We start from the raw sequence: 25,194 nt of genomic DNA on the forward strand, positions 1-25,194 counted from the left end.
ATATAAGTGTGAAACATAGTTCTAAAATAAAAAAACTCAAGCTATTTAACTTGAGTTTTTGTTTTGTGGAGAATACCGGATTCGAACCGGTCACCTTCCCGAAAGCTTTCGGGACACTCTAGCTAGATGATTTTTTTGAAATTAAATATTCGATATACTTTCTGCTTTTTTTCTTTTTGATTTCCATTTCCCTTTGTACTGCTAATGACCTTGAATCAAAAATTTCAAAATAAACAAGAGCCCAATCTTTGGCGGTTTTAGTATATTTACTTCTACTATTTAAATGGTCATTAAGTCTATTTTCTATATCTTGGCAGGAGTCTGTATAGTACTTATCTAAAGTTTTAGAGAAAATAATATAAGTGTGAAACATAGTTCTAAAATAAAAAAACTCAAGCTATTTAACTTGAGTTTTTGTTTTGTGGAGAATACCGGATTCGAACCGGTCACCTTCCCGAAAGCTTTCGGGACACTCTAGCTAGATGATTTTTTTGAAATTAAATATTCGATATACTTTCTGCTTTTTTTCTTTTTGATTTCCATTTCCCTTTGTACTGCTAATGACCTTGAATCAAAAATTTCAAAATAAACAAGAGCCCAATCTTTGGCGGTTTTAGTATATTTACTTCTGCTATTTAAATGGTCATTAAGTCTATTTTCTATATCTTGGCAGGAGCCTGTATAGTACTTATCTAAAGTTTTAGAGAAAATAATATAAGTGTGAAACATAGTTCTAAAATAAAAAAAAACTCAAGCTGTTTAACTTGAGTTTTTGTTTTGTGGAGAATACCGGATTCGAACCGGTCACCTCTTGCCTGCCAGGCAAGCACTCTAGCCAAATGAGCTAATCCCCCGAACTTGACCGCAAATATAGCATATAAATTTCTCAAAATGCAAATTTCAAAAATACAAATCTATTCTGTTTGAAAAAAAGTCAATTGCTCCGTTACTTTTTCTAACTTTACATCAAAATCCCCAGCATGGTATCAGAAAACCCAATAGGCTCGCTCTTCACAACATTCGATAATAAAATTGCAACGGTAACATTTGGTCATCCAGCAAGTAATTCTTTTCCGAGAGAATTACTGGACAGACTCACGGCCGAGTTTCATAATTTAAGTAGTAATCCTAGTATTACAGTTATTGTTATTCAAAGTGAAGGTACAGGAGCTTTTTGTGCTGGAGCCTCATTTGACGAGCTTTTGGCGGTTTCTAACGAAGGAGAGGGAACGCTGTTTTTTTCTGGATTCGCCCATTTAATCAATGCTATGCGATCTTGTTCTAAACTTATTGTTGGCCGTATTCAAGGAAAGGCAGTGGGAGGCGGTGTAGGAATTGCTTGTGCTTGCGATTATACTTTGGCTACAAAAAATGCTTCAATAAAACTGTCTGAATTAGCAATTGGTATTGGTCCCTTTGTCATAGAACCTGTAGTTTCAAGAAAAATTGGAAAGACAGCGATGTCCGAAATGACTTTGGCAGCAGAAGAATGGAAATCAGCAGATTGGGCCGTCGCCAAAGGATTATATGCTAGTACTTTTGAATCTATTGAGGCTCTTGACATTGCAATCACTAATTTCAGTACAAAGTTATCAGGTTATAACCCAGATGCTTTAATCGAAATGAAGAACGTATTGTGGGATGGAACACAAGACTGGGAAGCACTTTTGGTTGAACGCGCTGCAATTTCTGGAAGACTGGTGTTGTCTGATTTTACTAAAAAAGCATTATCACAATTCAAAAAATAATTTATCATGACAATTCTAACGCTTGTGCAACAAGTAAATATTGAAGAAAAATTAAAAAATGCTACAGACAATAATTACCAAATTGGTATTATTATTGGATCTTTTATTCCTTTTGTTGTTTTAATTGGTCTAGCCTATTGGATGTATACTAGTGCAAAAAAAAGAGACAAAGAACTTTAATTATTTACTAAATTTGCATCAAAATTAAACTATAATGAGCAATATCAGAATTACAAAACAATTTAGTTTCGAAACTGGACACGCCTTATATGGTTATGACGGTAAATGTAAAAATGTTCACGGACATAGTTATAAATTATCAGTAACTGTAATTGGATCACCAATAACAGATCGTTCCAATGTAAAATATGGAATGGTGATTGACTTCACGGATTTAAAGAAGATTGTAAAAGAAGAAATTGTAGATCAATTTGACCATGCGACTGTATTCAATGGTACCACGCCCCATATTGAGTTAGCAAATGAATTAATAAATCGCGGACACCATGTTATTCTAGTAGATTACCAACCAACAAGTGAAAACATGGTGGTTGATTTTTCTCAAAGGATCATCAATAGATTACCACAGGGAATCACTCTTTTTTCTTTAAAATTACAGGAAACGGAATCCTCTTTTGCAGAATGGTTTGCTAGTGATAATATGAAATCCATACTGTAACTTCATGCAATTACCCAATAATAAAAAAATATATTTCGCCTCCGATCAGCATTTTGGTGCGCCAACACCTGAATTGAGTTTCCCTAGAGAACAAAAATTTGTGGCTTGGCTCGACGAAGTAAAAGGTGATGCAGAAGCTATTTTTCTGTTGGGCGATTTATTTGATTTTTGGTTCGAGTATAAAACGGTAGTTCCAAAAGGGTTTATTCGTGTTTTAGGCAAACTCGCAGAAATCCGAGACAGCGGAATCCCTATTTATTTCTTTGTTGGGAATCACGATTTATGGATGGAAGATTATTTCCAGAAAGAACTGAACATTCCTGTTTTTCATGACAATCAAGAATACACTTTTGGAAATAAAACATTCCTTATTGGGCACGGAGACGGAAAAGGTCCAGGCGATTTAGGATACAAACGGATGAAAAAAGTATTTACTAACCCATTTTTTAAATGGTTGTTTCGATGGCTCCATCCAGATCTTGGCGTCAAGTTAGCCCAATACCTTTCCGTAAAAAACAAACTTATTTCTGGTGATGAAGATGTGACCTTTCTTGGCGAAGACAACGAATGGCTGATTCTCTATTCCAAAAGGAAACTGGAAACAAAACACTACAATTACCTTATTTTTGGCCACCGTCATTTGCCTATGAAAGTAACCGTAGGAGAAAATGCCGAGTATGTGAATCTAGGCGACTGGATTACATATTTTACTTATGGTGTTTTTGATGGCGAGAATTTTGAGATTAAAAAGTATTAATAATTTCTTATTTTTTTTTCGACCTTTTTATTATGTAAATAACTTATAAATATGTTGATGGTTATCCATTAGCGTCTTCTTTTTGTATATACTTGATATAGTTAATAGTTGAAAATTATTAAGCAAAAAATAAAATTATGAAAACCGAAAATAAAGTAACCAAATTTTTTATTTATTTAGGGATTATATTGTTGACTGTTGGTTTTTTATCTATCGATTTGGATGATTTTTCTTTTGATTATAACAAAAAATCATACTTCAAAATTATCGTTGCAGTTGTATTGTTCATGATTTCGTTTTACAGAATACAAAACGAGAAACATACCAATCAAATTAAAAATTAAAAATTGATAATTTTATAATTGAATGCCGATTGTATATTTTGGAATTATAATAAAATTCTGGCTTTAATTCATTCCCTCTCCATACAAATAATCATCCAAAGTTATTTTAAACAAAGTCCCTTCCACCAAATCTTTTACGGCGTCTAATTCCTCCATGGAAACAGCCAAGTCAATTTGAGAACAAGGCGTTTTTAGTAAAAATTTGTGGCATTTGTTTTTTAGTTCACAATCGTCGCAACATTTGTTTTGTATATAGCTGTCTTCAATACAGCGCTTAAATAGTTGCAGTTCCTGTTGGGTAAAATAAAAACCCATTTCTCTAAAAACCAGTTGTACTTTGTCCAGCACAACACTATTGTCTTTTCTCCAGTAAAATGCAGTGCCTAAATGGTTATGATATATTTGTTTTATTTCTTGCATGTGTCATCAGTTTGAAACAAATATAAGTATTATTTATATTTATTCTAAATAATAAAACATAAAAAAGGCATAAAAAATGGAGTTCTAATTTGGTAATTATTTTATCAATTCGTTATGCGAAGTGTTTTTTCTAAAAATTCTATTTGTTACTCAGTCTTTTCATGTTCTTCCATCTCTTTTTGTAGCTTTAGGCAATTGGTATACTTCCTATTCAGTAGCGAGGAACTGCATATATTAGCCTATAACTATGGCAAAACGGAACAACAAAAAATATTTAAATTCTTTATGACGTAACGCTGCGTAGGGATCAAGTGCTTTCCTGTAACGCTTTTTCATTGGTGCAACGTTACTAAGGCCCTAAAATGTTTAAAAAAGGGACTAACCAGAATCGATATCTAACTAAGTGCTGTTTAGTTTTAAGACAAATCTTAGTGCCATAGAAAATCAGAACCTTAGTGCCTTCTATTTAATATCTCGCAAGCGTAATTGCATATTTAACTTACCGTTCCATTCATTTTCATCAATACAATACACGGCTTCAAAAGGTTTTTGATACGTAGTCAACTCGATTTTGGTTCCCAAATTAAAACCAATAGCAGCAAGACCTTCAGAGTTATTTTGCTTAACAAAAAGTTTTAGATGTTCCTCTTCTTTTCCCATTGGTTTTCCGTAACCCGTATCTTTAATATTTTTAGTCAGGAAAATTGGGGTCATATTTTGTGGTCCGTATGGTTCAAATTGTTTCAGAATTCGGATTAATTTTGGAGTAATATCAGCAAAGTCAATTTCGGCATCAACTGCAATTTCTGGTATCAGCATATCGGGATGAATGGTTCTTTCTACCTCTTTTTCGAAAGCCTCTTTGAAGTTTTGATAATTTTCTTCTTTCAACGTCATTCCCGCAGCATACATGTGACCGCCAAATTGTTCCAAATGTTCCGAACATGCTTCTAACGCATTATAGACATCAAATCCTTTTACAGATCGTGCCGAAGCGGCATATTTATCGCCACTTTTGGTAAAAACCAACGTCGGACGATAATAAGTTTCTATCAATCGGGAAGCAACAATTCCAATCACACCTTTGTGCCAATCTTCTTGAAAAACGACGGAAGTAAAGCGTTCTTTTTCATTGTTTTGCTCAATTTGTTGTAACGCTTCTTTGGTGATTAATTTGTCTAAATCTTTTCGCTCCGAATTATACGCTTCAATTTCAGAAGCAAATTGTTGCGCTTGCTCAAAGTTGAATTCGGTTAGTAATTCCACTGCATGATTGCCGTGTTTGATGCGACCTGCAGCATTTATTCTGGGTGCGATGATGAAGACAACATCGGTAATATCTAAGGTTTGTTTTTTTATTTGATGAATGATGGCTTTGATTCCCGGTCTTGGATCAGTGTTGATGACTTGCAATCCAAAATACGCCAGCACTCGATTTTCTCCAGTCATCGGCACGATATCAGCAGCAATAGCAGCCGAAACTAAATCCAGATACGGAATCAAATCATCGATAGTTTCATTTCGGTTTTGGCCTAAAGCTTGAATCAATTTGAAACCTATTCCGCAACCGCACAATTCATCATACGGATAGGTACAATCGTCACGTTTAGGATCAAGAATGGCAATGGCTTCCGGTAAAAATTGGCCGGGTCTATGATGGTCACAAATAATGAAATCGATATTTCGTGCTTTGGCGTAGGCCACATGATCGATCGATTTTATTCCGCAATCCAAAGCGATAATCAGCGAAAATCCATTGTCATCAGCAAAGTCAATTCCTTTGAAAGAAATGCCATACCCTTCGTCATAACGATCTGGAATGTAAGTCGCCACGTTTGGATAATAGGTTTTTAGATACGAAGAAACAAGAGAAACTGCCGTGGTTCCATCGACATCATAATCACCAAAAACAAGAATGTTTTCCTCGTTTTTAATTGCTTTTTCGATGCGTTCGACCGCTTTTTCCATATCTTTCATCAAATAGGGATCATGCAAATCTTCTAAGCTCGGACGGAAAAATCGTCTGGCATCTTCAAAAGTTTCAATCCCGCGTTGCACTAACAAAGTGGCCACAAAATCTTCTACATTCAACGCTTTCGCCAAATGTTGTACAGTTTCTTCGGAAGGTTTTGGTTTGAGTGTCCAACGCATATGATTTTTGGATTATAAAATTTAGGAATTCAAAAGAGTAACTACCGCTAATTCGCTAATTATGTCTGTCGATTTAATTTACGAATTAACGTTTTAACTCTATTTTTTCAACACTAAGGCACTTCCGTAAAATGCAATTCCGTCCCAACCGGTTTTCATGAAGTTGCGGATATTCTGGTGATCGGTTCCATTTGGATTGCTTAAAACATCTTCGTAATAATACGCTCCAAAACAAGATAATGTAGCTTGTTCTGATAAGTTTTGGATTTCGGCGAAAGCTAATAATTTACAAGAACCGGAGTTCTCTCCCGCTGCATTGTGTTGCGTTCCATTTTCGAAAGCAGTAGGCATAAAATCATAGTTGGCTTCAATTACCGTAATGGTTTCTGCAAATGTGATGGCTTCAGGAGTTGTATTTAATTTTTCTAAAAAAGCAGCTATAGTCATATTGATTTAATTTGTTAGAATTGTGAAGCAATTGTTTTTGCGGCAAAAATTGCACCATCCATATAACCTGGATTTTGGGTGGCCGTTTCTGCTCCAGAAACATACAGTTTTTCATTTAAGAATGGGGTTTTAAATATAGAATGTCCATTGTTTTGGTGTGCTAATACGAGTTGCTCATACGGCTGAAATGTAAGTGGCTCTTGCCTCCAAACGTTTTCATAATAGCCCACATAATTGGTGGCTTCTGACCCAAAAAAAGTCGTTAATTGTGCAATTACTTTCTCTTTACGTTCCTCTAAGGAAAGTACTGCGGTTCCACCGTTTAGAAATCCTTTCAACGCAAAACCGGAATTATCAGCTGTACTGTGGTCGTACATTTCCTGAACAATACTGGCTTGGCTGAATAAGGTACCGGAATAGTTATTTTGTTTCCAAAAAGGTGTTTTATATTCCACAGCGAATTTGATAGATTCGCCCATCCAAGTATGTGTTTTCTTGGCTAGTTGTGTAAAATTTTCAGTTAAATTAGGCTCGAAAACTACTGAGTTTACTAATAAATTAGGTGGAATAGTGCTAATCACTTTATCGGCTGAATAGCTATTCCCATTTGAATCCACTAGGATTAATTGATTGTTTTCCTCTTTGATAGCCGTAATTTTAGTACTTGTTTTAATGTTTTGAATGCCAATTTCAATACTTAATTTGTCAATTAGTGCAGCAGTTCCACCTTCGATACGAAAAGAAGGTTCTTCGGAATCGGATATTTCAAATTTTTGTGGAGGAACAAAAGACATGGTTTCAAATAATGAAATACCTTTTGTATGTTGTCTAAAATAGGGGAGTTCTAAAGTGTGAAGTACTTCTAAAAGATGTTGGTGTTGGTTTCCAAACCAAGTTGCACCCATTTCCATCGTCACTGCTGTTGTGCCTGTTATGGTTTTTATGCGGCCTCCAATTCGGGTATTGCCTTCCAATATCAGTACTTCAATTCCTTTTTTTTGAAGTAAAAAAGCAGTGTAGAGCCCACAAAGTCCCGCACCGATTACAACAACTTTTTCCTTTTTCATGATTTTTCTTCCTCCGAAAATTTTCTTTTTTTAGGTTCTTTTATTATTGGTTTTCCACCCACAACTACAACAATTTCTCCTCTCGGCGCTATTTTTTCAAAATGAGTTAAAACTTCTCGTACGGTTCCTCGAACATTTTCTTCGTGCAGTTTGGATAATTCTCTGCACACACAAATCGGTCTATCTTCTCCAAAATAAGTGATGAATTCCGCTAAAGTCTTTACTAATTTATGTGGAGAGACATATAAAATCATGGTGCGGGTTTCTTCGGCTAAAGCCAAATAACGAGTTTGTTTTCCTTTTTTATCAGGTAAAAACCCTTCGAAAACAAATTTGTCATTGGGTAAACCGCTATTGACTAATGCGGGAACAAATGCCGTTGCTCCAGGTAAACATTCTACCTCAACTCCATTTTCAACGCAGGCTCTTGTCAATAAAAAACCGGGATCAGATATGGCAGGAGTTCCTGCATCAGATATCAAAGCAATATTTTCTCCGGCTTTCAATCTCGAAATTAAATTCTCGATGGTTTTGTGTTCGTTGTGCATGTGATGGCTGTACATGTGTGTGCCAATTTCGAAATGCTTTAATAATTTTCCGCTCGTACGGGTATCTTCGGCGAGAATCAAATCGACTTCCTTAAGAATCCGAATCGCCCGAAAAGTCATGTCTTCGAGATTGCCAATAGGCGTAGGAACGATGTATAATTTTGACATAGCTATAAATTACCTTCAAATAGTATTGAAAATGGGTATTTGTTCAAATGTATATTCAGAAAAATTAAACGATATTTATAAGAATTTTTTCTCTATAATATCCATAAATCGTTCTTCGTAATCTTGTTTTCCTTCCCAGTTATTGTAATCTGGTTTTACCATTTCCTGAATGAAATCGCGAGTTTCATAGAAAGTATTGAACGTGATCAGTTGGCTTAATACACGGTTGTAATCCTCGCTGCTGTTTCCAAAAAGATGTTTTATAAACGCCAAACGGTCATTCAAATCGATGTTGATTCCTTTGGCTAATTTATCGTTCAAAGAAACTGTTTTTGGTTCCGCTTTTTCTGTAGATTCTGTTAAACCATTTTCTAATTGTGGCTCTTCAGCCGGCAGTACTTCTTTTGGAGTTTCAATAACTATTGCTGTGGGAATATTGTCGACTTGCTGTTTCTTTACAAAAAGCGTATCGTGGTAATTGCCACCTAGTAAATCCTCAAAAGAGATTTGGACGGCTTCTGTTTTCTTTGGTATTTCCAACTCGGTCTGTACTTCTTTTTCCTGTGACAATTCAAAAGCAGGTTCAAAAGGCGCTTCAGTTTCCATTGTTTCTTCTTCTATTTCCATTTCCGTGGCCGTAACTATTTCTGGTTTTGCCACAGTTTCTTCTTCTTGCTCGGCCGCTTCAATCACTTCTTCTGTTTGTTCCAAAGGCATTTCATCTGCATCTTCAGCAACAGTTTTCTCCGTCATTATTTCTTCCTCATCAATTTCCTCAGTTACCGTTTCCTCTCCCTCAACAGCGCTTTCTTCTTCTGTTGTAACAGCTTCTTGTTCCGCAGAAGGAGTTTTTTCTTCGGTTTGTTCCAAAGTCGTTTCAGTAGTTTCTTCTACAGCAGTTTCTTCAATTACAACTTCTGCTTGCGGTTGAACCGACTCAGCTGTATCATAAATAGATTCTATTGCTTTGCTGATTTCCGTTATACCAATAGTTGGTTTTGCTTCGCTAAAATGTTCGTCCACAAATCGTAAGACAGAAAGTTTTTCGTATAATTTCTGTGTTTCCAAATATAATTGATTGATGTCAGATTTATTTTTTAACTGTAATATTCTGTGTGCAATGCTGATTAAATCGGCTTCCAATTTTTTTTTCATAACTTTTGAAATTATAGTGTGTTAGGCGGGTCTTGTTTGATGTGTTTTTGTATTCTGTTTTATATCATGATCTAAAATGAGATCATTTGAGTAAAAGATTTTTATTTTTTTAAATAAGTGCTGTCAAATCCTCGATTTGATATAAATTTTATACTTTTGAAACGACGTAAAAGTATAAAATTTTTAAGTCGGTTTGTCTATTACAAAGTAATAAAAACTATTCATTTTTTAAGTCAGAAAAATACAAAATGTTTCTCGAAAATACAGTAAATCATAAAGAACAATTTGGTTGGATCGAAGTCATTTGTGGCTCCATGTTTTCGGGTAAAACCGAAGAATTGATTCGTCGTTTGAAAAGAGCGCAGTTTGCCAAGCAAAAAGTAGAAATTTTTAAACCGGCAATCGATACGCGCTATGATGACGAAATGGTCGTATCACATGACGCTAATGAAATCCGTTCCACTCCTGTTCCTGCTGCCGCAAATATTGCTATTTTAGCACAAGGTTGTGATGTAGTAGGCATTGACGAAGCACAGTTTTTCGATGATGAAATTGTGAAAATTTGTAATGATTTGGCCAATCAAGGGATCCGAGTAATTGTTGCCGGATTGGATATGGATTTTAAGGGAAATCCTTTTGGTCCAATGCCTGCATTAATGGCAACTGCCGAATATGTGACCAAGGTTCACGCCGTTTGTACCCGCACCGGAAATCTCGCTAATTATAGTTTCCGTAAAACCGATAATGATAAACTGGTTATGTTGGGCGAAACCGAAGAATACGAGCCTTTGAGTCGTGCCGCGTATTATCATGCGATGCGCAAAGATCAGGAGAAGTAATTCTCTCCCCAACCCTCTCCAAAGGAGAAGGAGCCGGAACTGGATTGAAATATAAAACCCTTTCAGAGTTCAAAATTCTGAAAGGGTTTCTTTTTAATTAAAGATAGATTCTAATTTAAAATCTAAGTCTGGAAATAATTTACTTTGGATGCTATCTTCCTCAATTAACGGATGCATTCCTATGAACTCGTTGTCTTTTAAAACATATATAAAAACCGTTTTATCGGCTGGGTTTACAATCCAATATTCAAGAACTCCTGCTTCTTCATATAAATCAAATTTATACTTCATTTCTTTATTAGAATTCCCTGGGGACAAGATTTCAATCACTAAATCGGGTGCGCCAATAGCGCCTCGCTCATCAATTTTAGAATCGTCACAGATAACACATAAATCAGGTTGTATCACGGTATAAATTTCTTGATGCAATGTAGCTTTCTTTTTGGCTAATAAGCGAACATCGAAAGGAGCTGCAAAAAGATTACAAGGATGTGGTTTGAAAAAATTATATAAAACACCTGCCAACTCCATGGAAATTCTTTGATGTATAGTACTTGGTGCGGGACTCATCTTAAAGATCTTCCCTCTTAGCAATTCTAGTTTTTCCTGAAACTGCCAAGTCAAGTAATCCGCATAGGAATAGGTTTTATTTAAATCTAATTGATTGATGTCCGTTATCATAAAACTTCTTTTTCACAAAGTTACTAAAAAAAATACTTCGTTTTTAATGTGCTCAACAACAGTGTATTTTTATTTATAAGGTTCAAATTTGACATTGGATTCGGAGTATTTCATTGCTTGAACATTTCATAATCCTCAATCTAAAATCAACAATCTTACATCTTCTTCCTCATTCTCGCTACCGGAATATCAAGTTGTTCTCTATATTTTGCTATAGTTCTTCTGGCAATTGGATAGCCTTTTTCTTTCAGGATTTCAGCTAGTTGATCGTCCGGAAGTGGCTTTTTCTTGTCTTCTTCCTCAATGGTATTTTGAAGAATTTTTTTGATTTCTAGTGTTGAAACATCTTCCCCTTGATCGTTTTTCATAGATTCTGAGAAGAACTCCTTGATTAATTTAGTGCCATAAGGCGTTTCTACATATTTACTATTGGCCACACGAGAAATTGTCGAAATATCAAGACCTACCATATCAGCAATATCTTTCAAGATCATTGGTTTCAATTTGGTTTCATCACCATCTAGGAAAAATTCTTCTTGATAATGCATAATCGCATTCATGGTTACAAAAAGTGTTTCTTGACGTTGGCGAATCGCATCAATGAACCATTTAGCCGAATCCAATTTTTGCTTGATAAACTGAACTGCATCTTTTTGTTGCGCCGATTTATCACGAGAATCCTTGTACGTTTGCATCATTTCCTGATAATCTTTAGAAACGTGCAGGGAAGGAGCATTTCGCCCGTTTAAAGTTAATTCCAGTTCACCATCTACAATGCGGATCGCAAAATCAGGTACTACATTTTCCGTCACTTTATTGTTTCCGGTAAAAGATCCGCCTGGTTTTGGGTTCAATTTTTCTATTTCATGAATGGCTTTTTTCAGTTGCTCATTCGAAACACTGTATTTCTGAATTAACTTATCGTAATGTTTTTTGGTAAACGCATCAAACTGATTTTCGATAATATCAGTCGCTAGTTCTACAGATTCTGTTGGTGTTTTGTGTTTTAATTGCAACAACAAACATTCCTGTAAATCTTGCGCACCTACGCCGGAAGGTTCCAGTTCATGAATTACTTGTAGCATTTTTTGCACCATCTTTTCATCGGTGTAAATGCCTTGGGTAAACGCCATGTCATCGACCATATCAGCCACGCTGCGACGAATATAACCCATGTCATCAATACTTCCCACCAAAAATTCAGCAATATCTCGCTCTTCATCATTCAGGATAAAGGTGTTCAACTGATTGATTAAATCTTGGTGAAAACTCACTGGCGCTGCAAATGGCGTTTCGCGATCGTCATCATCGTCACTGTAATTGTTGGCCTGTGTTTTATAATCTGGAGTTTCGTCGTTGCTTAGATACTCATCAATGTTGATGTCTTCGGCTTCAATGCGCTCTGATTCGGCGTCATCATAATCGTCATAATCTTCGTTTTCGAACTCGTCTTTCTCGTATTCATCTTCTTCTTTTCCAGTTTCAAGCGCTGGATTTTCATTCATTTCTTCGAGTAATCGTTGCTCAAAAGCTTGCGTAGGCAATTGAATTAACTTCATCAACTGAATTTGTTGTGGAGATAATTTCTGGGATAATTTTAAATTTAAGAATTGCTTTAGCATAAAAAAAGGGACTGAGTTACTGAGTAACAAAGTTACAAAGTAACATATGTTAACGAATTATAATTATTTTTTGTGTTTCTGTTTCTGTTTTAAAACTTTGAACCTTTGTGACTTAGAACCTTAGATACTTTTAATTAAAATTCTGCATTCATTGGCGTTCTTGGGAAAGGAATTACGTCGCGAATGTTTGTCATTCCCGTTACAAATAAAACCAATCTTTCGAATCCAAGTCCAAAACCAGAGTGAACTGCTGAACCGAATCTTCTAGTATCCAAATACCACCATAATTCTTCTTCATCAATTCCTAAGGCTTTCATTTTTTCAACTAAAACATCAAAACGTTCCTCTCTTTGAGAACCTCCCACAATTTCTCCAATTCCAGGGAACAAGATGTCCATGGCGCGAACCGTTTTTCCGTCTTCGTTCAAACGCATGTAAAATGCTTTGATATTTGCTGGATAATCAAACAAGATTACCGGACATTTAAAGTGTTTTTCCACCAAGTAACGTTCGTGTTCACTTTGTAAATCAGCGCCCCATTCGTTAATGATGTAATTGAATTTTTTCTTTTTATTTGGTGTACAATCTCGCAAAATGTCAATTGCTTCGGTGTAGGATACACGTTTGAAATTGTTTTCCAAAACAAAGTTTAATTTGTCAAGCAAAGCCATTTCGCTTCTTTCAGCAACCGGTTTAGATTTTTCTTCGTCTAACAAACGTGTTTCCAAGAATTTTAAATCCTCAGGACATTTGTCCAAGGTGTATTTAATCACGTACTGAATAAAGTCTTCAGCCAAATCCATATTGTCATTCAAATCATTGAAAGCCACTTCCGGCTCAATCATCCAAAATTCTGCAAGGTGACGCGACGTATTTGAGTTTTCCGCTCTAAATGTTGGTCCAAAAGTATAAATTTGGCCTAAAGCCATCGCAAAAGTCTCTCCTTCTAGTTGTCCCGAAACGGTAAGGTTCGTTTCTTTCCCAAAGAAATCTTCTTTATAATTCACTTTTCCGTCTTCAGTTCTTGGCGTTCCGTCAAATGGCAAAGCGGTAACTTTGAACATTTCACCCGCACCTTCCGCATCCGATCCGGTGATGATTGGCGTATTCACATACACAAAACCTTTCTCTTGAAAATAGCTGTGAACCGCATACGATAATACGGAGCGTACTCTCATAATCGCTCCAAACATATTCGTACGAACTCTTAAATGCGCATTTTCACGCAAGAAATCCAAGCTCGGTTTGTTCTTTGGTTGTATCGGGAATTTCTCTGCATCAGAGTCTCCAAGGATTTCTAGTTTAGCCACTTGAATTTCAAATTTCTGTCCGGCACCTTTGCTTTCTACCAACGTTCCGGTAACGGATATAGCAGCTCCAGTCGTAATTCTTTTCAAGGTTTCGTCTGGCGTATTCTCAAAATCCACCACACATTGAATATTATCAATGGTCGAACCATCGTTTAAGGCAATAAATTGATTGTTTCTAAAAGTTCTCACCCATCCTTTTGCATTTACTTCATGAAGCGTCGTGGTACTGTTTAGTAAGTCTTTAACTTTTGTATGTCTCATTTTATGTATATAGTTGATATTAAAAATTGTCTTATAACCGAACTGCAAATATAAATGATTTGTTTGTAATTGTCACGGTGAGAAACGAAGCATTCCAAAGCTGTTTTTGTTTTTTGGAGCTATTTCCCGCTATCCATTGCAATCTTATTGTTTTTTGAAAACAAAAACAATAAGGATTTCCATTTCTATCGGGGCTAGGGAGTAGTGGGTACAAGAAAATTTTGTGTTTATTTTGTCATTTTGTGCAACTAGTCAGTTAAAAACTGACAATCACATCCTCAAAGTTGGAAACTTTGCGGAGCGGTTTATTTAATTTAAGCCCTATTTTAGTCTTTTTTCTCTATTTATTTTGTCATTCTGAGGAACGAAGAATGGCTGTTTGTTACATAATTTGCGAGGATTCTTCCATTGTAAGAATGACAAATTATGATTGAAAATTACTGTTGCAATTCTATGTGTGACCACTTTGAAATTTAAAACTTAAAAAACTGCACAACACTTTGTATTTTTGTGCCATGAACGATAATTTTGTAAAAGAATATTTTGGAATCGGAATTCAAAATGGTAAAACTCCTGAGAACTTAGGGGTATTATGGCGCACAGCACAAAACTTAGGTGCCAGTTTTATTTTTACGATTGGAAATCGCTATGCTAAGCAAGCATGTGACACGCACAATGCAGTAGATTCAATACCTTATTTTCATTATGAAAATTTTGAGGATTTCTATAACAACTTACCCAAAGGCGCTCGCTTAGTAGGTGTGGAACTGGATGAAAATGCTACTGATTTAGAAACATTCGAACATCCAAGACGTTGCGTTTATTTATTAGGTGCGGAGGATAATGGTCTTACCAAAAAAGCGATTGAAAAATGCCATTATTTAGTAAAATTCAAATCTGAAAAAAGCTTAAACGTATCCGTTGCAGGAAGTATTGTGCTGTATGATAGAGGCCTAAACAAACCCAGATCATAAAAAAATTCCCGCTCTGAAAAGCAGGAATTTTAGTAGTTGATTCTGGGGATTTATTGATTATTCTCCATTTCTAAAATCAAATTAGCAATAAGAGCGGTCCATCCTGTTTGGTGTGAAGCACCTAGGCCTTTGCCAGTGTCACCATCAAAAAACTCATAGAAAAAGTGCTGGTCCTTAAAATGCTCTTCTTTTGAGAAAACATGGTTTGGATCATCAGAATGATATTGAAACTTACCTTCCTCATTTCTTTCAAAAAGCTTTATTAATCTTTTAGTCAGTTCGTTTGCAATTTCGTTTAAGTTCAGTTTTTTGCCAGAACCAGTTGGGAATTCATATTGATATCTAGGGCCATAAAAAGTATAATATTTTCGTAATGATTGTATAATCATATAGTTTAATGGCATCCATATTGGGCCTCTCCAATTAGAGTTTCCTCCAAACATATTAGAGCGACTTTCGCCTGGCTCGTATTGAATTTGGTGTGAACCATTGAAGACAAAAGGATGGTCTTTATGGTATTTAGAAAGGGATCGAATCCCATATTCTGACAGGAATTCATTTTCGTCCAATAAACGTATTAGAAGATGCTCAAGTCTAAACCCACGCATAATCGAAAATAGAAAATTTCCATCTTTATTAGCCGTTTCTAAGTTGGATATTAATGAGGCGAGATCTGGACGAGTTCTAATAATTTCGTTGGCTCTTTTTTGAAAATCTTTTAATTCTTCAAATAAATCTTTATGCATAATTTCAACTGCAAACATAGGGATTACGCCTACTAGGGAACGAACTTTTAGACGCTTAGTGGTTCCGTTCGACATTTCAACAACATCGTAATAGAAATTGTCTTCGTCATCCCACAACGAAAGATCTTTTTTTCCAATGTGGTGCATTGCCCATGCAATATTCAAGAAATGCCTGAAAAATTTAGCGGATATTTCTTCATAAATTTTATTCGTTTTGGCTAATTCAAGTGACATGCGCAACATGTTTAACGAGAACATGGCCATCCAACTCGTAGCATCTGCTTGTTGCATTTTTTTGATGCCTTCTGGCATGTGGTTGCGATCAAAAACACCAATGTTGTCTAGTCCTAAAAAGCCACCTTCAAACAAATCTGTTCCACTGGTATCTTTTTGATTCACCCACCACGTAAAATTCACGAGGAGTTTTTGGAAAGCGGTTTCTAAAAATTCAGTATCAGTTTTACCAGTGCGTTTTAAGTCTTTTTCATATACGGTCCACACAGCCCAAGAATGAACTGGCGGATTCACATCGCTAAAATTCCATTCATACGCTGGAATTTGGCCATTAGGATGCATGTAGCTTTCTTGCAAAACCAATAGAAGCTGCTGCTTAGCAAAATAAGGATCAATTTCAACAAATGAAGCCATGTGAAAAGCAAGATCCCAGGCGGCATACCATGGATATTCCCATTTATCAGGCATAGAAATTACATGACGGTTTGTTAAATGTTGCCAGCTCGTATTTCGTTTGTCAGAGCGATTTGGAGATGTCTCTCCTGGTCCTCCAAAAAGCCATTTGAATACATCGTAATAATAAAATTGTTTGGTCCACAATAATCCTGAAAAGGCACTTTTAGCAATTTCTTGCTGCTCTTTTGGGATATCTTTACTGATAATTTCACTATAAAATGTTTCGCACTCTTTTTTTCTAGCTTCAATAACGGTATCAAAATCAGTAAAAGGGTTTTCTAGCGGAACATTACTCAACCGTATTTTTACGCTTTTTTCTTCTCCAGGTTTTAAATCAAACTGATACCAAATGGCAGCTTTGGTTCCAAATTTTTCTGGGTTTACAGTAGGTTCGTCACTCACTACATGATTGTTGATTCCATCTTTTACAAAATCATACTCATTTGGAGCATTATATATGCGCTTGTTGTTGGTTTCGTTTTCACAAAAGAGTTGCTTTCCTTCATGGTGATAAAAGTAATAGGATCCGTTTCGGCTACTCGTAGAAAGGATGGTGTTAGGTGCTACAGACTCCATATTTGGTCGGGCATGTCTATCGTTGTGTTTCCAGAAATTACGAAACCATATATGAGGAAGTACATGAATTGTAGCGGTTGTCGCTCCCCTATTGATGACGGTAACTTGCATCAAGATGTCATCGATATCGGCTTTTGCATATTCGATAAAACAATCAAAATAGGCATTATCAGTAAAGCTATCCGTATCTAATAATTCAAATTCTGTTTCTTCCCGACTGCGATTATTTTTATGGACTAGTTCACTATATGGGAACTCGTTTTGAGGATATTTATAAAGGTATTTGTTATAGGAATGAGATGGTGTTGAAACTTGATGAAAGTACAACTCTTTAACGTCCTCTCCATGATTGCCTTGATTATTGGTCAAACCAAATAAACGTTCTTTGAGAATAGGATCTTTTCCGTTCCAAAAAGCAGGAGCCAAGCACAAAATCTCTCGCGAATCACAAAAACCTCCAATTCCTTCTTCTCCCCATCGATAGGCGTTACTTCTAGCTCTATCGTGGTTTATAAATTCCCATGCATCTCCGTTCTGGCTGTAATCTTCACGAACAGTTCCCCATTGTCTTTCGGCTAAATAAGGCCCCCATTTTTTCCAATTCCTGTAATTATCAGAAACGGCTAATTTTTGTTCCTCAGAAATTTGGTGCGTCATATTTTGCAGTCTAATTGTTATTTTTGAACTTGAAAAACAAAACTGTTGCTTTTGCGCAAATAGCAAAATAGTTTTTATTCTACAATCATTTTTTTATATCTGTATTTTGGTAAAAATAAGATTTATTTTTTATTTGTACTAAAGCAAAAAGAGCCCATATTATTATTCCAGAAAAAGCTTCTCATTTTGAAAATAAGAAGCTTTTGGGTTGATATGAAAATAGTAAAAAACAAATTTTTATTTTGCTGTTAATTTTACAAATTTTTATGTTTTTGAATGTGAATGTCCATTTGTGGAAAAGGAATATTAAGGTCGTATTCTGGAAATTTAGTATATACTTTTTCATTCATATCGAAAAACACATTCCAATAATCAGCAGTGTCCACCCAAACTCGCACTGTAAAATTTACAGAACTATCTCCTAGTTCTGACAGACCTATAAAACTAATAGGCTCTTTTAAAATACGTTCGTCATCAGCAATGAATTGGTTTAATGCTTTTTTGAAATTTTCAACATTATCGCCGTAGGCAATTCCAAACTTCCAATCGACTCTTCGCAACGGCTCTGCTGAATAGTTGATTAAAGCTCCGGTAGAAAGAGGACCATTGGGGATAATTACTAACTTTTTATCGGGCGTGTTTAGTAGCGTCGAAAAAATGTTGATTTCTTTTACAGTACCTGTAAATCCTTGCGCTTCAATAAAGTCACCTATTTTAAAAGGTTTGATGATGAGAATAATAACACCACCCGCAAAGTTTTGTAATGTTCCTGATAAAGCTAGTCCAACCGCTAAACCAGCGGCACCAATAATAGCAACAAAAGAGGTCATTTCAATACCAATCATTCCCATGACGGTAATTATAACTAAAGCTTTTAAAACAATATTTGTTAGACTTGTTAAAAAAGGTATTAGAGATTGGTCTATGGAGGATTTTGCTAATGATTTTCCAATTGCTTTTGAGATCATTTTAGTGACCCAGAGGCCAATTAAGAGGACAATAATTCCTCCTATTAATTTGGGTGTATATTCTATTGCGAATTTTACAATTTTATCTAAATACTCTTTTACTACTATAACTTGCTGATCCATTTATATAATTTTAATTTCTACTTATTTGGCTTTTCTAATCCGCCCCTTTTTTTAAAGGGATAACAGGATTTTATGGTTTAATCTATTTAGGTATAATTCCTAGTAGCTTTACTTTGCTTTTTCCCTTAAATTCAAAAATTAAAAAAAAATGTGAATTAGGGGCTATTGATTCATTACTACCTCAGGGTTTTTGCCTTGGGGTAGTCTATTTATAAATACTATACAAATATTTACATAAAAGGAATTGTTTACTCTATTGGTGTTATTTCAAATGTACCAATTTTAAAATTTATTGCCAAAAACTTGTCGCTTTCAAATCAAAAATCCCGTTTAAGAGACGGGATTTTTGATTTGAAAGACAACTATTTTGTTTAATCTAATACTACTCTTGTTCATTTGGGTTGTTCAAAATATCGATTTTTGGTTCGATGAATTCTTGCTTGTTGGTTAATGATTTGTTTAAGGTAAGGACTAAGCAAGGCAACAACATCAAGTTAGATAACATACCAAAAGCGAGTGTAATGGCAATCAATCCTCCTAAAGCGACTGTTCCTCCAAAATCAGATAACATAAAAACGGAGAAACCAACAAATAATACCACCGAAGTATAGAACATACTGATACCCGATTCTTTGATGGTAGCGAAAACTGATTTTTTAATCTTCCAGTTGTTGTGTTTTAACTCTTGTCTGTATTGTGCCAAAAAGTGAATAGTGTCATCTACAGATAGTCCAAATGCGATACTGAATACTAAAATAGTAGAAGGTTTTAATGGAATACCAAAATACCCCATTAATCCAGCAGTAATTACTAGAGGTAATAAATTTGGAATCAAAGAAACTACCACCATTTTGAAAGAGCGGAACATGAAAACCATTAGCAACGAAATCAGTAGCACTGCAAATAATAGCGAGCTTACAAGATTGTCTAATAAATACTGTGTTCCTTTTTCAAAAACTAACGCTTTACCAGTCAGCACAACATTGTAGCGGTCTTTTGGGAAAACAGTATTGGCTTTCGCCAAAAGCTTATCTTCGATTTTAGCCATATTTCCGGTACCAATATCCCGCATGAAAGTAGTGATTCTAGCCACTTGTCCCGTGCTGTCTACATAACTTTTCATCAAGTTGTCCTTAGTATTTTTGGTCGCGTTCTTGGCGTAACTCAAAATGAAACTTTGTTCTTGCGAACTGGGCAAATCATAATATTCAGGATTTCCGTTGTAGTAGGCTTGCTTAGAATATTTAACTAAATTTAGGATTGAAATAGGTTTTGAAAGTTCTGGAATTTCTTCGATAGTTTTTTGAAGTTCGTCCATTTTGTTTAAAGTAGACAACTTCATAACCCCTTTTTTTCTTTTGGTGTCCACCGTAATTTCAAGAGGCATAATTCCATCAAATTCTTTTTCAAAAAACAAAATGTCTTTAAAAAAACTTGTATTTTTAGGCATGTCCTCAATTAAACTTCCTGATGTTTTTATTTGTAAGGCTCCAAAAAGGCTAATGGCAAACAAAAGAAGAGCCACAAGGTAAACATAACGCCTGTTGTATTTCACTGTTTTTTCAATCCAATTGATAAACACGCGAGTATAGTTGCGGTTTAAATGTTCCAAGTGCTTTTGCTGCGGAACGGGTTGATAACTGTAATAAATAGGGATTACGGTCAAGCATAAAAAGAATAGCGAAACAATGCTCAAAGAAGATATAATTCCAAACTCTTTCAGCAGTTGGCTGCTGGTAATGATAAAAGTAGCAAATCCAGCAGCTGTGGTTAAATTAGTCATTAAAGTAGCTGTTCCTACTTTGGTAATGACACGTTGCAAGGCTCTGGCTTTATTGCCATGTGCACTGAATTCTTGTTGGTATTTATTGGTTAGGAAAATACAATTTGGAATCCCTATGACAATAACTAACGTAGGTACTAATGCGGTGAGTACGGTAATTTGATAATTGAATAATCCTAATAAACCAAAAGTCCACATCACACCAATAATTACTATTAAAATGGCAATTAATGTGGCTCTAAACGAACGGAAAAAGAAGAAAAATATTAGAGAGGTCAATATCAAGGATGCGCCAATAAACAAACTTATTTCGCTCACAATACTCATGGCATTAAGCGTTCTAATGTATGGCATTCCAGAAACGCGCAAGTCGATTCCAGTTTCTTTTTCGAATGCATTTATCTTTGGGATAAAGTCATTTACAATGTAGTCCTTACGTTTTGCGGTGTTGACAATTTGTTTGTCAAGGTAAATGGCGGAACGAATACTTCCGCTTTTCTTATTGAAAAGTAAGCCTTCATAAAAAGGCATGTTTTGAAACAGGTCTTTTTTGATGCCATTCAAATATTCCTCACTGTTGGTCTTATTTGTGTTTACAAAAGGAACAAGTTCAAAAGTTTGTAAGGAGTCATTTTTTTTGAGCTGCTTTAAATCATTGATAGAAACGACTAAATCTACTTCCTTTTGTGCTTTTATTTCGGTCATTAATTTGTTCCAAGCGGCAAAGGCTTTTGGTGTGAAAAAAGCGTCATCTTTTATTCCAACAACAATTAAGTTTCCCTCTTCACCAAATTTCTCTAGAAAGCTGTTGTACTCAGTATTAACAATATTGTCATCGGGTAATAAATTAGCCTCGGTGAATGAAAACTGAATATTTTTCCACTGTAAGGCTAAAAGCACTGTTATCACGACAATAATGGATAACATTAAAATTCTATATCTAAGGACAATTCGAGCTATTAATTCCCAAAATCCCAAACTAAACCACTTGTTCATAATTCCTATTTAACGGCTGCAAAGGTAGTTAAAACGACTATAAATCACTGGTTTTAACGGAAACTTTTCGTGCTTTTATGAGACGGATCTTAAGCATTTTTTATTTTACAATTAAATAATTTTGTGCGATATAAATTATACATTTGAACTCCGCATCTTTGTTTTTTTAGAGTGAAGGGTGAGTACATAAAAAGGACTATGAAGAATTATAAAAACACTATTTTTTATTTGGTTGTAACAGGTGGCTTCACAGCTTTAATGTATTGGATTATAACTAAAGGCAAACATTTAGAAGTGGCTAAAACAATAGAGACACCGGCTAGCGGAAATGGTTCTTGGGGCGATTTTTTGAGTTCGATGCAACACAATTTTCAGGATCCTTTGGCTATTTTATTAGCCCAAATTATAACTATTATTCTTGTTGCTCGTGTCTTTGGTTGGATATTCAAAAAAATTGGCCAGCCCTCCGTAATTGGGGAAATAATTGCCGGAATTGTTCTTGGACCCTCGTTATTAGGGATGTATTTTCCAGAATTTTCTGCAGCCTTATTTCCCGTTGAATCTCTGGGTAATTTAAAGTTTTTGAGTCAGATAGGATTGATACTTTTTATGTTTGTCATAGGAATGGAACTCGATTTAAAAGTGCTGAAGAACAAAGCCAATGAAGCGGTGGTAATCAGCCATGCCAGTATTGTTATTCCTTTTGCACTCGGAATTGGTCTTGCTTATTTTGTGTACAATCGATTTGCTCCCGAAGGTGTAAAATTCCTTGCTTTTAGTTTGTTTATGGGAATTGCCTTGAGTATTACTGCTTTTCCGGTTTTGGCCAGAATTGTGCAGGAACGTGGGATTCATAAAACTAAATTAGGAGCAATCGTCATTACCTGCGCAGCGGCAGATGATATTACGGCTTGGTGTATTTTGGCCGTGGTAATCGCCATTGTAAAAGCGGGAACTTTCGTCAGCTCCTTATACATTATCCTGCTTGCGGTTATTTATGTGCTAGCTATGATTTACATTGTAAAGCCATTTTTAAAAAGAATTGGGGACTTGTATGGTTCAAAAGACACCATTATCAAACCAGTTGTAGCTATCTTTTTTCTCGTTCTAATCATTTCGTCTTATGCCACTGAAGTGATTGGGATTCATGCCTTATTTGGAGCATTTATGGCCGGAGCTATTATGCCAGATGTTCCAAAATTTAGAACTATTTTCATAGAAAAAGTAGAGGACGTAGCCTTGATACTTTTACTGCCGTTGTTTTTTGTATTCACGGGTTTAAAAACTGAAATTGGTCTGATCAACGATCCGTACCTATGGAAAGTTACCGGTTTTATTATTTTGGTAGCTGTAGTAGGGAAGTTTTTAGGTAGCGCTTTGGCAGCTAAATTTGTAGGTCAGACGTGGCGAGACAGTTTAACCATTGGAGCCTTGATGAACACCAGAGGTTTAATGGAATTGATTGTCTTGAACATCGGTTTAGAACTGAAAGTTTTAACGCCCGAAGTGTTCACCATGATGGTCATTATGGCTTTGGTTACCACTTTTATGACTGGACCAGCTTTAGATTTAATCAATTACATTTTTAAAACAAAAGATGGTGTTGAAATTCTGGAGCCAACAAACCATAATAAATACCGCGTTTTAATTTCATTTGGAAACAACGAAAAAGGAAAATCGTTGTTGCGCTTGGCCAACAGTCTAATTAAAAAGCAAAAAAACACCTCCAGTATTACGGTAATGCATTTGTCTTTGAGTGATGAGATGCACACTTTTAATATGGATGATAAAGAGAAAAATAGTTTTTACCCAATTGTGGAAGAATCGCAACTGCTGAAACAGGATATCACGACCATCTTCAAGGCAACGATGGATATTGAAACCGAAATTGCTGACGTCGCCAATCAAGGCGATTATGATTTGTTATTGATAGGTTTGGGAAAATCTATTTTTGAAGGTACCATTCTGGGTAAAGTAATTGGTTTTACAACTAGAATAATCAATCCAGATCGTTTAATTGATAAGTTCACCGGAAAGGAAGGCTTGTTTGAAAATTCTCCTTTTGATGAAAGAACCAGACAAATTATTTCCAAAACCAAAATGCCAATCGGGATTTTGATTGATAAAGATTTACAACAAGTCAAACATGTTTTTATTCCAATTTTTAGTCCAGAGGATTCGTTTGTGATTGATTATATCCAAAAATTAATTTACAACAATAATACTAAAATTGTTATTTTGGATGTTAATGGGTATGTCACTACTAATTTTGTAATCAAGAGTGCGATTGATTCATTGGAACAAAAATATCCAAATAACATTGGTTTGATAACGGATAAAACTATTAAAAAGGAATTTTTAGACCAACAGGATTTAATGTTAATTAGTCTTGAAAGTTGGAAACAGTTAGTTGATTCCAGAAGTATCTGGCTCAGCGACGTTCCTTCCGTATTAATTTTAAAACAGTAATATGAATTGGATTTTATTGATTATTGGCGGCCTTTTTGAAGTTGGTTTTGCCACTTGTTTGGGCAAAGCCAAAGAAAGCACCGGAATGACAGCAACATTATGGTTAGGCGGATTTTTAATTTGTCTTGCCATTAGCATGGGCTTACTTTATAAAGCCACACTCACTTTGCCCATAGGAACTGCGTATGCGGTTTGGACAGGGATTGGAGCTGTGGGAACGGTATTAGTTGGAATTTTTGTGTTCAAAGAGCCAGCTGATTTTTGGAGAATATTTTTCATCACCACGCTAATCAGTTCTATTATTGGTTTGAAATTTGTCTCGAGTCATTAATAGGTTTTGGTAACTATACTAGGAAGTCATTTGTTTTTTATCCCTGCTTTTTGAACTATAGTCATTTTACTTACCAGTATTTTATCACAGCTTAACTACACAAAACTATGTAACAATATGGGTAAAATTCGGTCTTATTGCCAATAAATAATTCAAACTTTATAAAAATGATTTTAACAACAACCAATTCTGTAGACGATTATAAAATACTTGAGTATAACGGAATAGTTTCTGGAACTGCTGTAAACATGCAAAAAATGGGATTGACTTTTAATATGCAAAAATACTATGCAGAAATTAGCGAAAGTATAGCTGATGTAAAAGATCAAGCATTTGCTAATTTAAAAGTAAATGCCGAGAAAATGAATGCTAATGCTGTGGTAGGAATTCAAGTAGATGTAGAACTTAAAAGCGGTGAAGGGTTAATTGCGGTTATCATTACTGGAACCGCAGTAAGCATAGTGAAACGATAAGTAGTATAAAAGATACAGCTTACTGTTTGTTTACTAAGTACAAGGAGTTTCTTAACATCAGATGGTATATATAATTAATCGGTTAGTCATAGTTGGCTTTAGTGTATTGCTCAATCACAGAAATAGTTCCATTCAAAATCTAATGAAATCGTAAAAACCCGTCCTATTACAATAACAGAACGGGTTTTAATATGAGTTGAACTGGAATTAC

At 35.3% G+C, this 25,194-nt stretch carries 24 protein-coding genes and 1 tRNA gene; 10 read left to right on the forward strand and 15 right to left on the reverse strand.

The window, feature by feature from the left end; translation table 11 throughout:
• Positions 1-118: 118 nt before the first annotated feature.
• The 3 genes from E0F91_RS14505 to E0F91_RS14515 form a co-directional block, all read right to left on the reverse strand.
• Positions 119-373 (reverse strand): GIY-YIG nuclease family protein, encoded by a 255-nt coding sequence (locus tag E0F91_RS14505; RefSeq protein ID WP_132067172.1) that lies wholly within the window; start codon positions 371-373, stop codon positions 119-121.
• 101 nt (positions 374-474) lie between these two features.
• A complete protein-coding gene (locus tag E0F91_RS14510) occupies positions 475-729 on the reverse strand; it encodes a GIY-YIG nuclease family protein (protein ID WP_132067173.1) in 255 nt (84 codons plus the stop codon).
• A 51-nt stretch (positions 730-780) separates the two neighbouring features.
• Positions 781-854 (reverse strand) — tRNA-Ala (locus tag E0F91_RS14515).
• A gap of 126 nt (positions 855-980) precedes the next feature.
• Between E0F91_RS14515 and E0F91_RS14520 the strand changes: the two genes are divergently transcribed.
• From E0F91_RS14520 to E0F91_RS14535, 5 genes are all read left to right on the forward strand, one after another.
• A complete protein-coding gene (locus E0F91_RS14520) occupies positions 981-1,748 on the forward strand; it encodes an enoyl-CoA hydratase/isomerase family protein (RefSeq protein ID WP_132067174.1) in 768 nt (255 codons plus the stop codon).
• Between the two features lie 6 nt (positions 1,749-1,754).
• Positions 1,755-1,928, forward strand: a complete 174-nt coding sequence (locus tag E0F91_RS17790) for a hypothetical protein (RefSeq protein ID WP_165930144.1) — start codon at positions 1,755-1,757, stop codon at positions 1,926-1,928.
• A 34-nt stretch (positions 1,929-1,962) separates the two neighbouring features.
• Positions 1,963-2,427, forward strand: coding sequence for a 6-pyruvoyl trahydropterin synthase family protein (locus tag E0F91_RS14525; protein WP_132067175.1), 465 nt, complete (start codon positions 1,963-1,965; stop codon positions 2,425-2,427).
• Between the two features lie 4 nt (positions 2,428-2,431).
• The gene (locus E0F91_RS14530; protein ID WP_132067176.1) at positions 2,432-3,184 is read left to right on the forward strand and encodes a UDP-2,3-diacylglucosamine diphosphatase; all 753 of its coding nucleotides are present in this window, start codon (positions 2,432-2,434) and stop codon (positions 3,182-3,184) included.
• 137 nt (positions 3,185-3,321) lie between these two features.
• Positions 3,322-3,528, forward strand: coding sequence for a hypothetical protein (locus E0F91_RS14535; protein WP_132067177.1), 207 nt, complete (start codon positions 3,322-3,324; stop codon positions 3,526-3,528).
• A 63-nt stretch (positions 3,529-3,591) separates the two neighbouring features.
• Here the strand turns inward: E0F91_RS14535 and E0F91_RS14540 are convergent, their stop codons facing one another.
• The 6 genes from E0F91_RS14540 to E0F91_RS14565 form a co-directional block, all read right to left on the reverse strand.
• Positions 3,592-3,948 carry a hypothetical protein gene (locus E0F91_RS14540; RefSeq protein WP_132067178.1) on the reverse strand — a complete coding sequence of 119 codons (357 nt, stop codon included), beginning with the start codon at positions 3,946-3,948 and terminating at the stop codon, positions 3,592-3,594.
• 462 nt (positions 3,949-4,410) lie between these two features.
• Positions 4,411-6,099 (reverse strand): single-stranded-DNA-specific exonuclease RecJ, encoded by a 1,689-nt coding sequence (gene recJ, locus E0F91_RS14545; RefSeq protein ID WP_132067179.1) that lies wholly within the window; start codon positions 6,097-6,099, stop codon positions 4,411-4,413.
• A 99-nt stretch (positions 6,100-6,198) separates the two neighbouring features.
• Positions 6,199-6,546 carry a HopJ type III effector protein gene (locus tag E0F91_RS14550; RefSeq protein WP_132067180.1) on the reverse strand — a complete coding sequence of 116 codons (348 nt, stop codon included), beginning with the start codon at positions 6,544-6,546 and terminating at the stop codon, positions 6,199-6,201.
• 14 nt (positions 6,547-6,560) lie between these two features.
• Positions 6,561-7,613: a flavin monoamine oxidase family protein gene (locus E0F91_RS14555; RefSeq protein WP_132067181.1), complete on the reverse strand. Its 1,053-nt coding sequence runs from the start codon at positions 7,611-7,613 to the stop codon at positions 6,561-6,563.
• Positions 7,610-8,329: a 16S rRNA (cytidine(1402)-2'-O)-methyltransferase gene (rsmI, locus tag E0F91_RS14560; RefSeq protein ID WP_132067182.1), complete on the reverse strand. Its 720-nt coding sequence runs from the start codon at positions 8,327-8,329 to the stop codon at positions 7,610-7,612. Before rsmI ends, E0F91_RS14555 begins: the two co-directional genes overlap by 4 nt.
• Positions 8,330-8,404: 75 nt before the next feature.
• Entirely contained in the window at positions 8,405-9,484 is a 1,080-nt protein-coding gene (locus tag E0F91_RS14565; protein ID WP_132067183.1) for a hypothetical protein, read from the reverse strand.
• 248 nt (positions 9,485-9,732) lie between these two features.
• On the opposite strand from E0F91_RS14565, the gene E0F91_RS14570 reads away from it, so the two are divergent.
• Complete coding sequence (locus E0F91_RS14570) at positions 9,733-10,323, forward strand: thymidine kinase (protein WP_073352621.1); 591 nt, start codon at positions 9,733-9,735, stop codon at positions 10,321-10,323.
• A gap of 93 nt (positions 10,324-10,416) precedes the next feature.
• Here E0F91_RS14570 and E0F91_RS14575 read toward each other — a convergent pair whose 3' ends face one another.
• The 3 genes from E0F91_RS14575 to asnS form a co-directional block, all read right to left on the reverse strand.
• Positions 10,417-11,004, reverse strand: a complete 588-nt coding sequence (locus E0F91_RS14575) for a Uma2 family endonuclease (protein ID WP_132067184.1) — start codon at positions 11,002-11,004, stop codon at positions 10,417-10,419.
• Between the two features lie 155 nt (positions 11,005-11,159).
• The gene (rpoN, locus tag E0F91_RS14580) at positions 11,160-12,626 is read right to left on the reverse strand and encodes an RNA polymerase factor sigma-54 (RefSeq protein ID WP_132067185.1); all 1,467 of its coding nucleotides are present in this window, start codon (positions 12,624-12,626) and stop codon (positions 11,160-11,162) included.
• Between the two features lie 134 nt (positions 12,627-12,760).
• The gene (gene asnS, locus E0F91_RS14585) at positions 12,761-14,197 is read right to left on the reverse strand and encodes an asparagine--tRNA ligase (RefSeq protein WP_132067186.1); all 1,437 of its coding nucleotides are present in this window, start codon (positions 14,195-14,197) and stop codon (positions 12,761-12,763) included.
• A gap of 515 nt (positions 14,198-14,712) precedes the next feature.
• Between asnS and E0F91_RS14590 the strand changes: the two genes are divergently transcribed.
• Entirely contained in the window at positions 14,713-15,171 is a 459-nt protein-coding gene (locus E0F91_RS14590; RefSeq protein ID WP_132067187.1) for an RNA methyltransferase, read from the forward strand.
• A gap of 50 nt (positions 15,172-15,221) precedes the next feature.
• On the opposite strand, the gene E0F91_RS14595 is transcribed toward E0F91_RS14590, so the two are convergent.
• From E0F91_RS14595 to E0F91_RS14605, 3 genes are all read right to left on the reverse strand, one after another.
• Positions 15,222-17,840 (reverse strand): MGH1-like glycoside hydrolase domain-containing protein, encoded by a 2,619-nt coding sequence (locus E0F91_RS14595; RefSeq protein ID WP_132067188.1) that lies wholly within the window; start codon positions 17,838-17,840, stop codon positions 15,222-15,224.
• 254 nt (positions 17,841-18,094) lie between these two features.
• A complete protein-coding gene (locus E0F91_RS14600) occupies positions 18,095-18,931 on the reverse strand; it encodes a mechanosensitive ion channel family protein (protein ID WP_132067189.1) in 837 nt (278 codons plus the stop codon).
• Positions 18,932-19,313: 382 nt separating this feature from the next.
• Positions 19,314-21,710, reverse strand: coding sequence for an efflux RND transporter permease subunit (locus E0F91_RS14605; RefSeq protein WP_132067190.1), 2,397 nt, complete (start codon positions 21,708-21,710; stop codon positions 19,314-19,316).
• Positions 21,711-21,908: 198 nt separating this feature from the next.
• On the opposite strand from E0F91_RS14605, the gene E0F91_RS14610 reads away from it, so the two are divergent.
• The 3 genes from E0F91_RS14610 (at position 21,909) to E0F91_RS14620 (ending at position 24,983) form a co-directional block, all read left to right on the forward strand.
• Positions 21,909-24,179 carry a cation:proton antiporter gene (locus E0F91_RS14610; protein ID WP_132067191.1) on the forward strand — a complete coding sequence of 757 codons (2,271 nt, stop codon included), beginning with the start codon at positions 21,909-21,911 and terminating at the stop codon, positions 24,177-24,179.
• A gap of 1 nt (position 24,180) precedes the next feature.
• Positions 24,181-24,510: a DMT family transporter gene (locus E0F91_RS14615; RefSeq protein WP_132067192.1), complete on the forward strand. Its 330-nt coding sequence runs from the start codon at positions 24,181-24,183 to the stop codon at positions 24,508-24,510.
• Positions 24,511-24,677: 167 nt separating this feature from the next.
• Entirely contained in the window at positions 24,678-24,983 is a 306-nt protein-coding gene (locus tag E0F91_RS14620) for a heavy metal-binding domain-containing protein (protein WP_073352602.1), read from the forward strand.
• Positions 24,984-25,194: the final 211 nt, after the last annotated feature.

This window comes from Flavobacterium sandaracinum, from assembly GCF_004349135.1.
GTDB lineage: Bacteria > Bacteroidota > Bacteroidia > Flavobacteriales > Flavobacteriaceae > Flavobacterium > Flavobacterium sandaracinum.

Excerpts from the sequence above, each read along its gene's own strand:
- E0F91_RS14505 (WP_132067172.1), bottom strand. The coding sequence starts at position 373 with ATGTTTCACACTTATATTATTTTCTCTAAAACTTTAGATAAGTACTAT.
- E0F91_RS14510 (WP_132067173.1), bottom strand. The coding sequence starts at position 729 with ATGTTTCACACTTATATTATTTTCTCTAAAACTTTAGATAAGTACTAT.
- E0F91_RS14520 (WP_132067174.1), top strand. The coding sequence starts at position 981 with ATGGTATCAGAAAACCCAATAGGCTCGCTCTTCACAACATTCGATAAT.
- E0F91_RS17790 (WP_165930144.1), top strand. The coding sequence starts at position 1,755 with ATGACAATTCTAACGCTTGTGCAACAAGTAAATATTGAAGAAAAATTA.
- E0F91_RS14525 (WP_132067175.1), top strand. The coding sequence starts at position 1,963 with ATGAGCAATATCAGAATTACAAAACAATTTAGTTTCGAAACTGGACAC.
- E0F91_RS14530 (WP_132067176.1), top strand. The coding sequence starts at position 2,432 with ATGCAATTACCCAATAATAAAAAAATATATTTCGCCTCCGATCAGCAT.
- E0F91_RS14535 (WP_132067177.1), top strand. The coding sequence starts at position 3,322 with ATGAAAACCGAAAATAAAGTAACCAAATTTTTTATTTATTTAGGGATT.
- E0F91_RS14540 (WP_132067178.1), bottom strand. The coding sequence starts at position 3,948 with ATGCAAGAAATAAAACAAATATATCATAACCATTTAGGCACTGCATTT.
- recJ (WP_132067179.1), bottom strand. The coding sequence starts at position 6,099 with ATGCGTTGGACACTCAAACCAAAACCTTCCGAAGAAACTGTACAACAT.
- E0F91_RS14550 (WP_132067180.1), bottom strand. The coding sequence starts at position 6,546 with ATGACTATAGCTGCTTTTTTAGAAAAATTAAATACAACTCCTGAAGCC.
- E0F91_RS14555 (WP_132067181.1), bottom strand. The coding sequence starts at position 7,613 with ATGAAAAAGGAAAAAGTTGTTGTAATCGGTGCGGGACTTTGTGGGCTC.
- rsmI (WP_132067182.1), bottom strand. The coding sequence starts at position 8,329 with ATGTCAAAATTATACATCGTTCCTACGCCTATTGGCAATCTCGAAGAC.
- E0F91_RS14565 (WP_132067183.1), bottom strand. The coding sequence starts at position 9,484 with ATGAAAAAAAAATTGGAAGCCGATTTAATCAGCATTGCACACAGAATA.
- E0F91_RS14570 (WP_073352621.1), top strand. The coding sequence starts at position 9,733 with ATGTTTCTCGAAAATACAGTAAATCATAAAGAACAATTTGGTTGGATC.
- E0F91_RS14575 (WP_132067184.1), bottom strand. The coding sequence starts at position 11,004 with ATGATAACGGACATCAATCAATTAGATTTAAATAAAACCTATTCCTAT.
- rpoN (WP_132067185.1), bottom strand. The coding sequence starts at position 12,626 with ATGCTAAAGCAATTCTTAAATTTAAAATTATCCCAGAAATTATCTCCA.
- asnS (WP_132067186.1), bottom strand. The coding sequence starts at position 14,197 with ATGAGACATACAAAAGTTAAAGACTTACTAAACAGTACCACGACGCTT.
- E0F91_RS14590 (WP_132067187.1), top strand. The coding sequence starts at position 14,713 with ATGAACGATAATTTTGTAAAAGAATATTTTGGAATCGGAATTCAAAAT.
- E0F91_RS14595 (WP_132067188.1), bottom strand. The coding sequence starts at position 17,840 with ATGACGCACCAAATTTCTGAGGAACAAAAATTAGCCGTTTCTGATAAT.
- E0F91_RS14600 (WP_132067189.1), bottom strand. The coding sequence starts at position 18,931 with ATGGATCAGCAAGTTATAGTAGTAAAAGAGTATTTAGATAAAATTGTA.
- E0F91_RS14605 (WP_132067190.1), bottom strand. The coding sequence starts at position 21,710 with ATGAACAAGTGGTTTAGTTTGGGATTTTGGGAATTAATAGCTCGAATT.
- E0F91_RS14610 (WP_132067191.1), top strand. The coding sequence starts at position 21,909 with ATGAAGAATTATAAAAACACTATTTTTTATTTGGTTGTAACAGGTGGC.
- E0F91_RS14615 (WP_132067192.1), top strand. The coding sequence starts at position 24,181 with ATGAATTGGATTTTATTGATTATTGGCGGCCTTTTTGAAGTTGGTTTT.
- E0F91_RS14620 (WP_073352602.1), top strand. The coding sequence starts at position 24,678 with ATGATTTTAACAACAACCAATTCTGTAGACGATTATAAAATACTTGAG.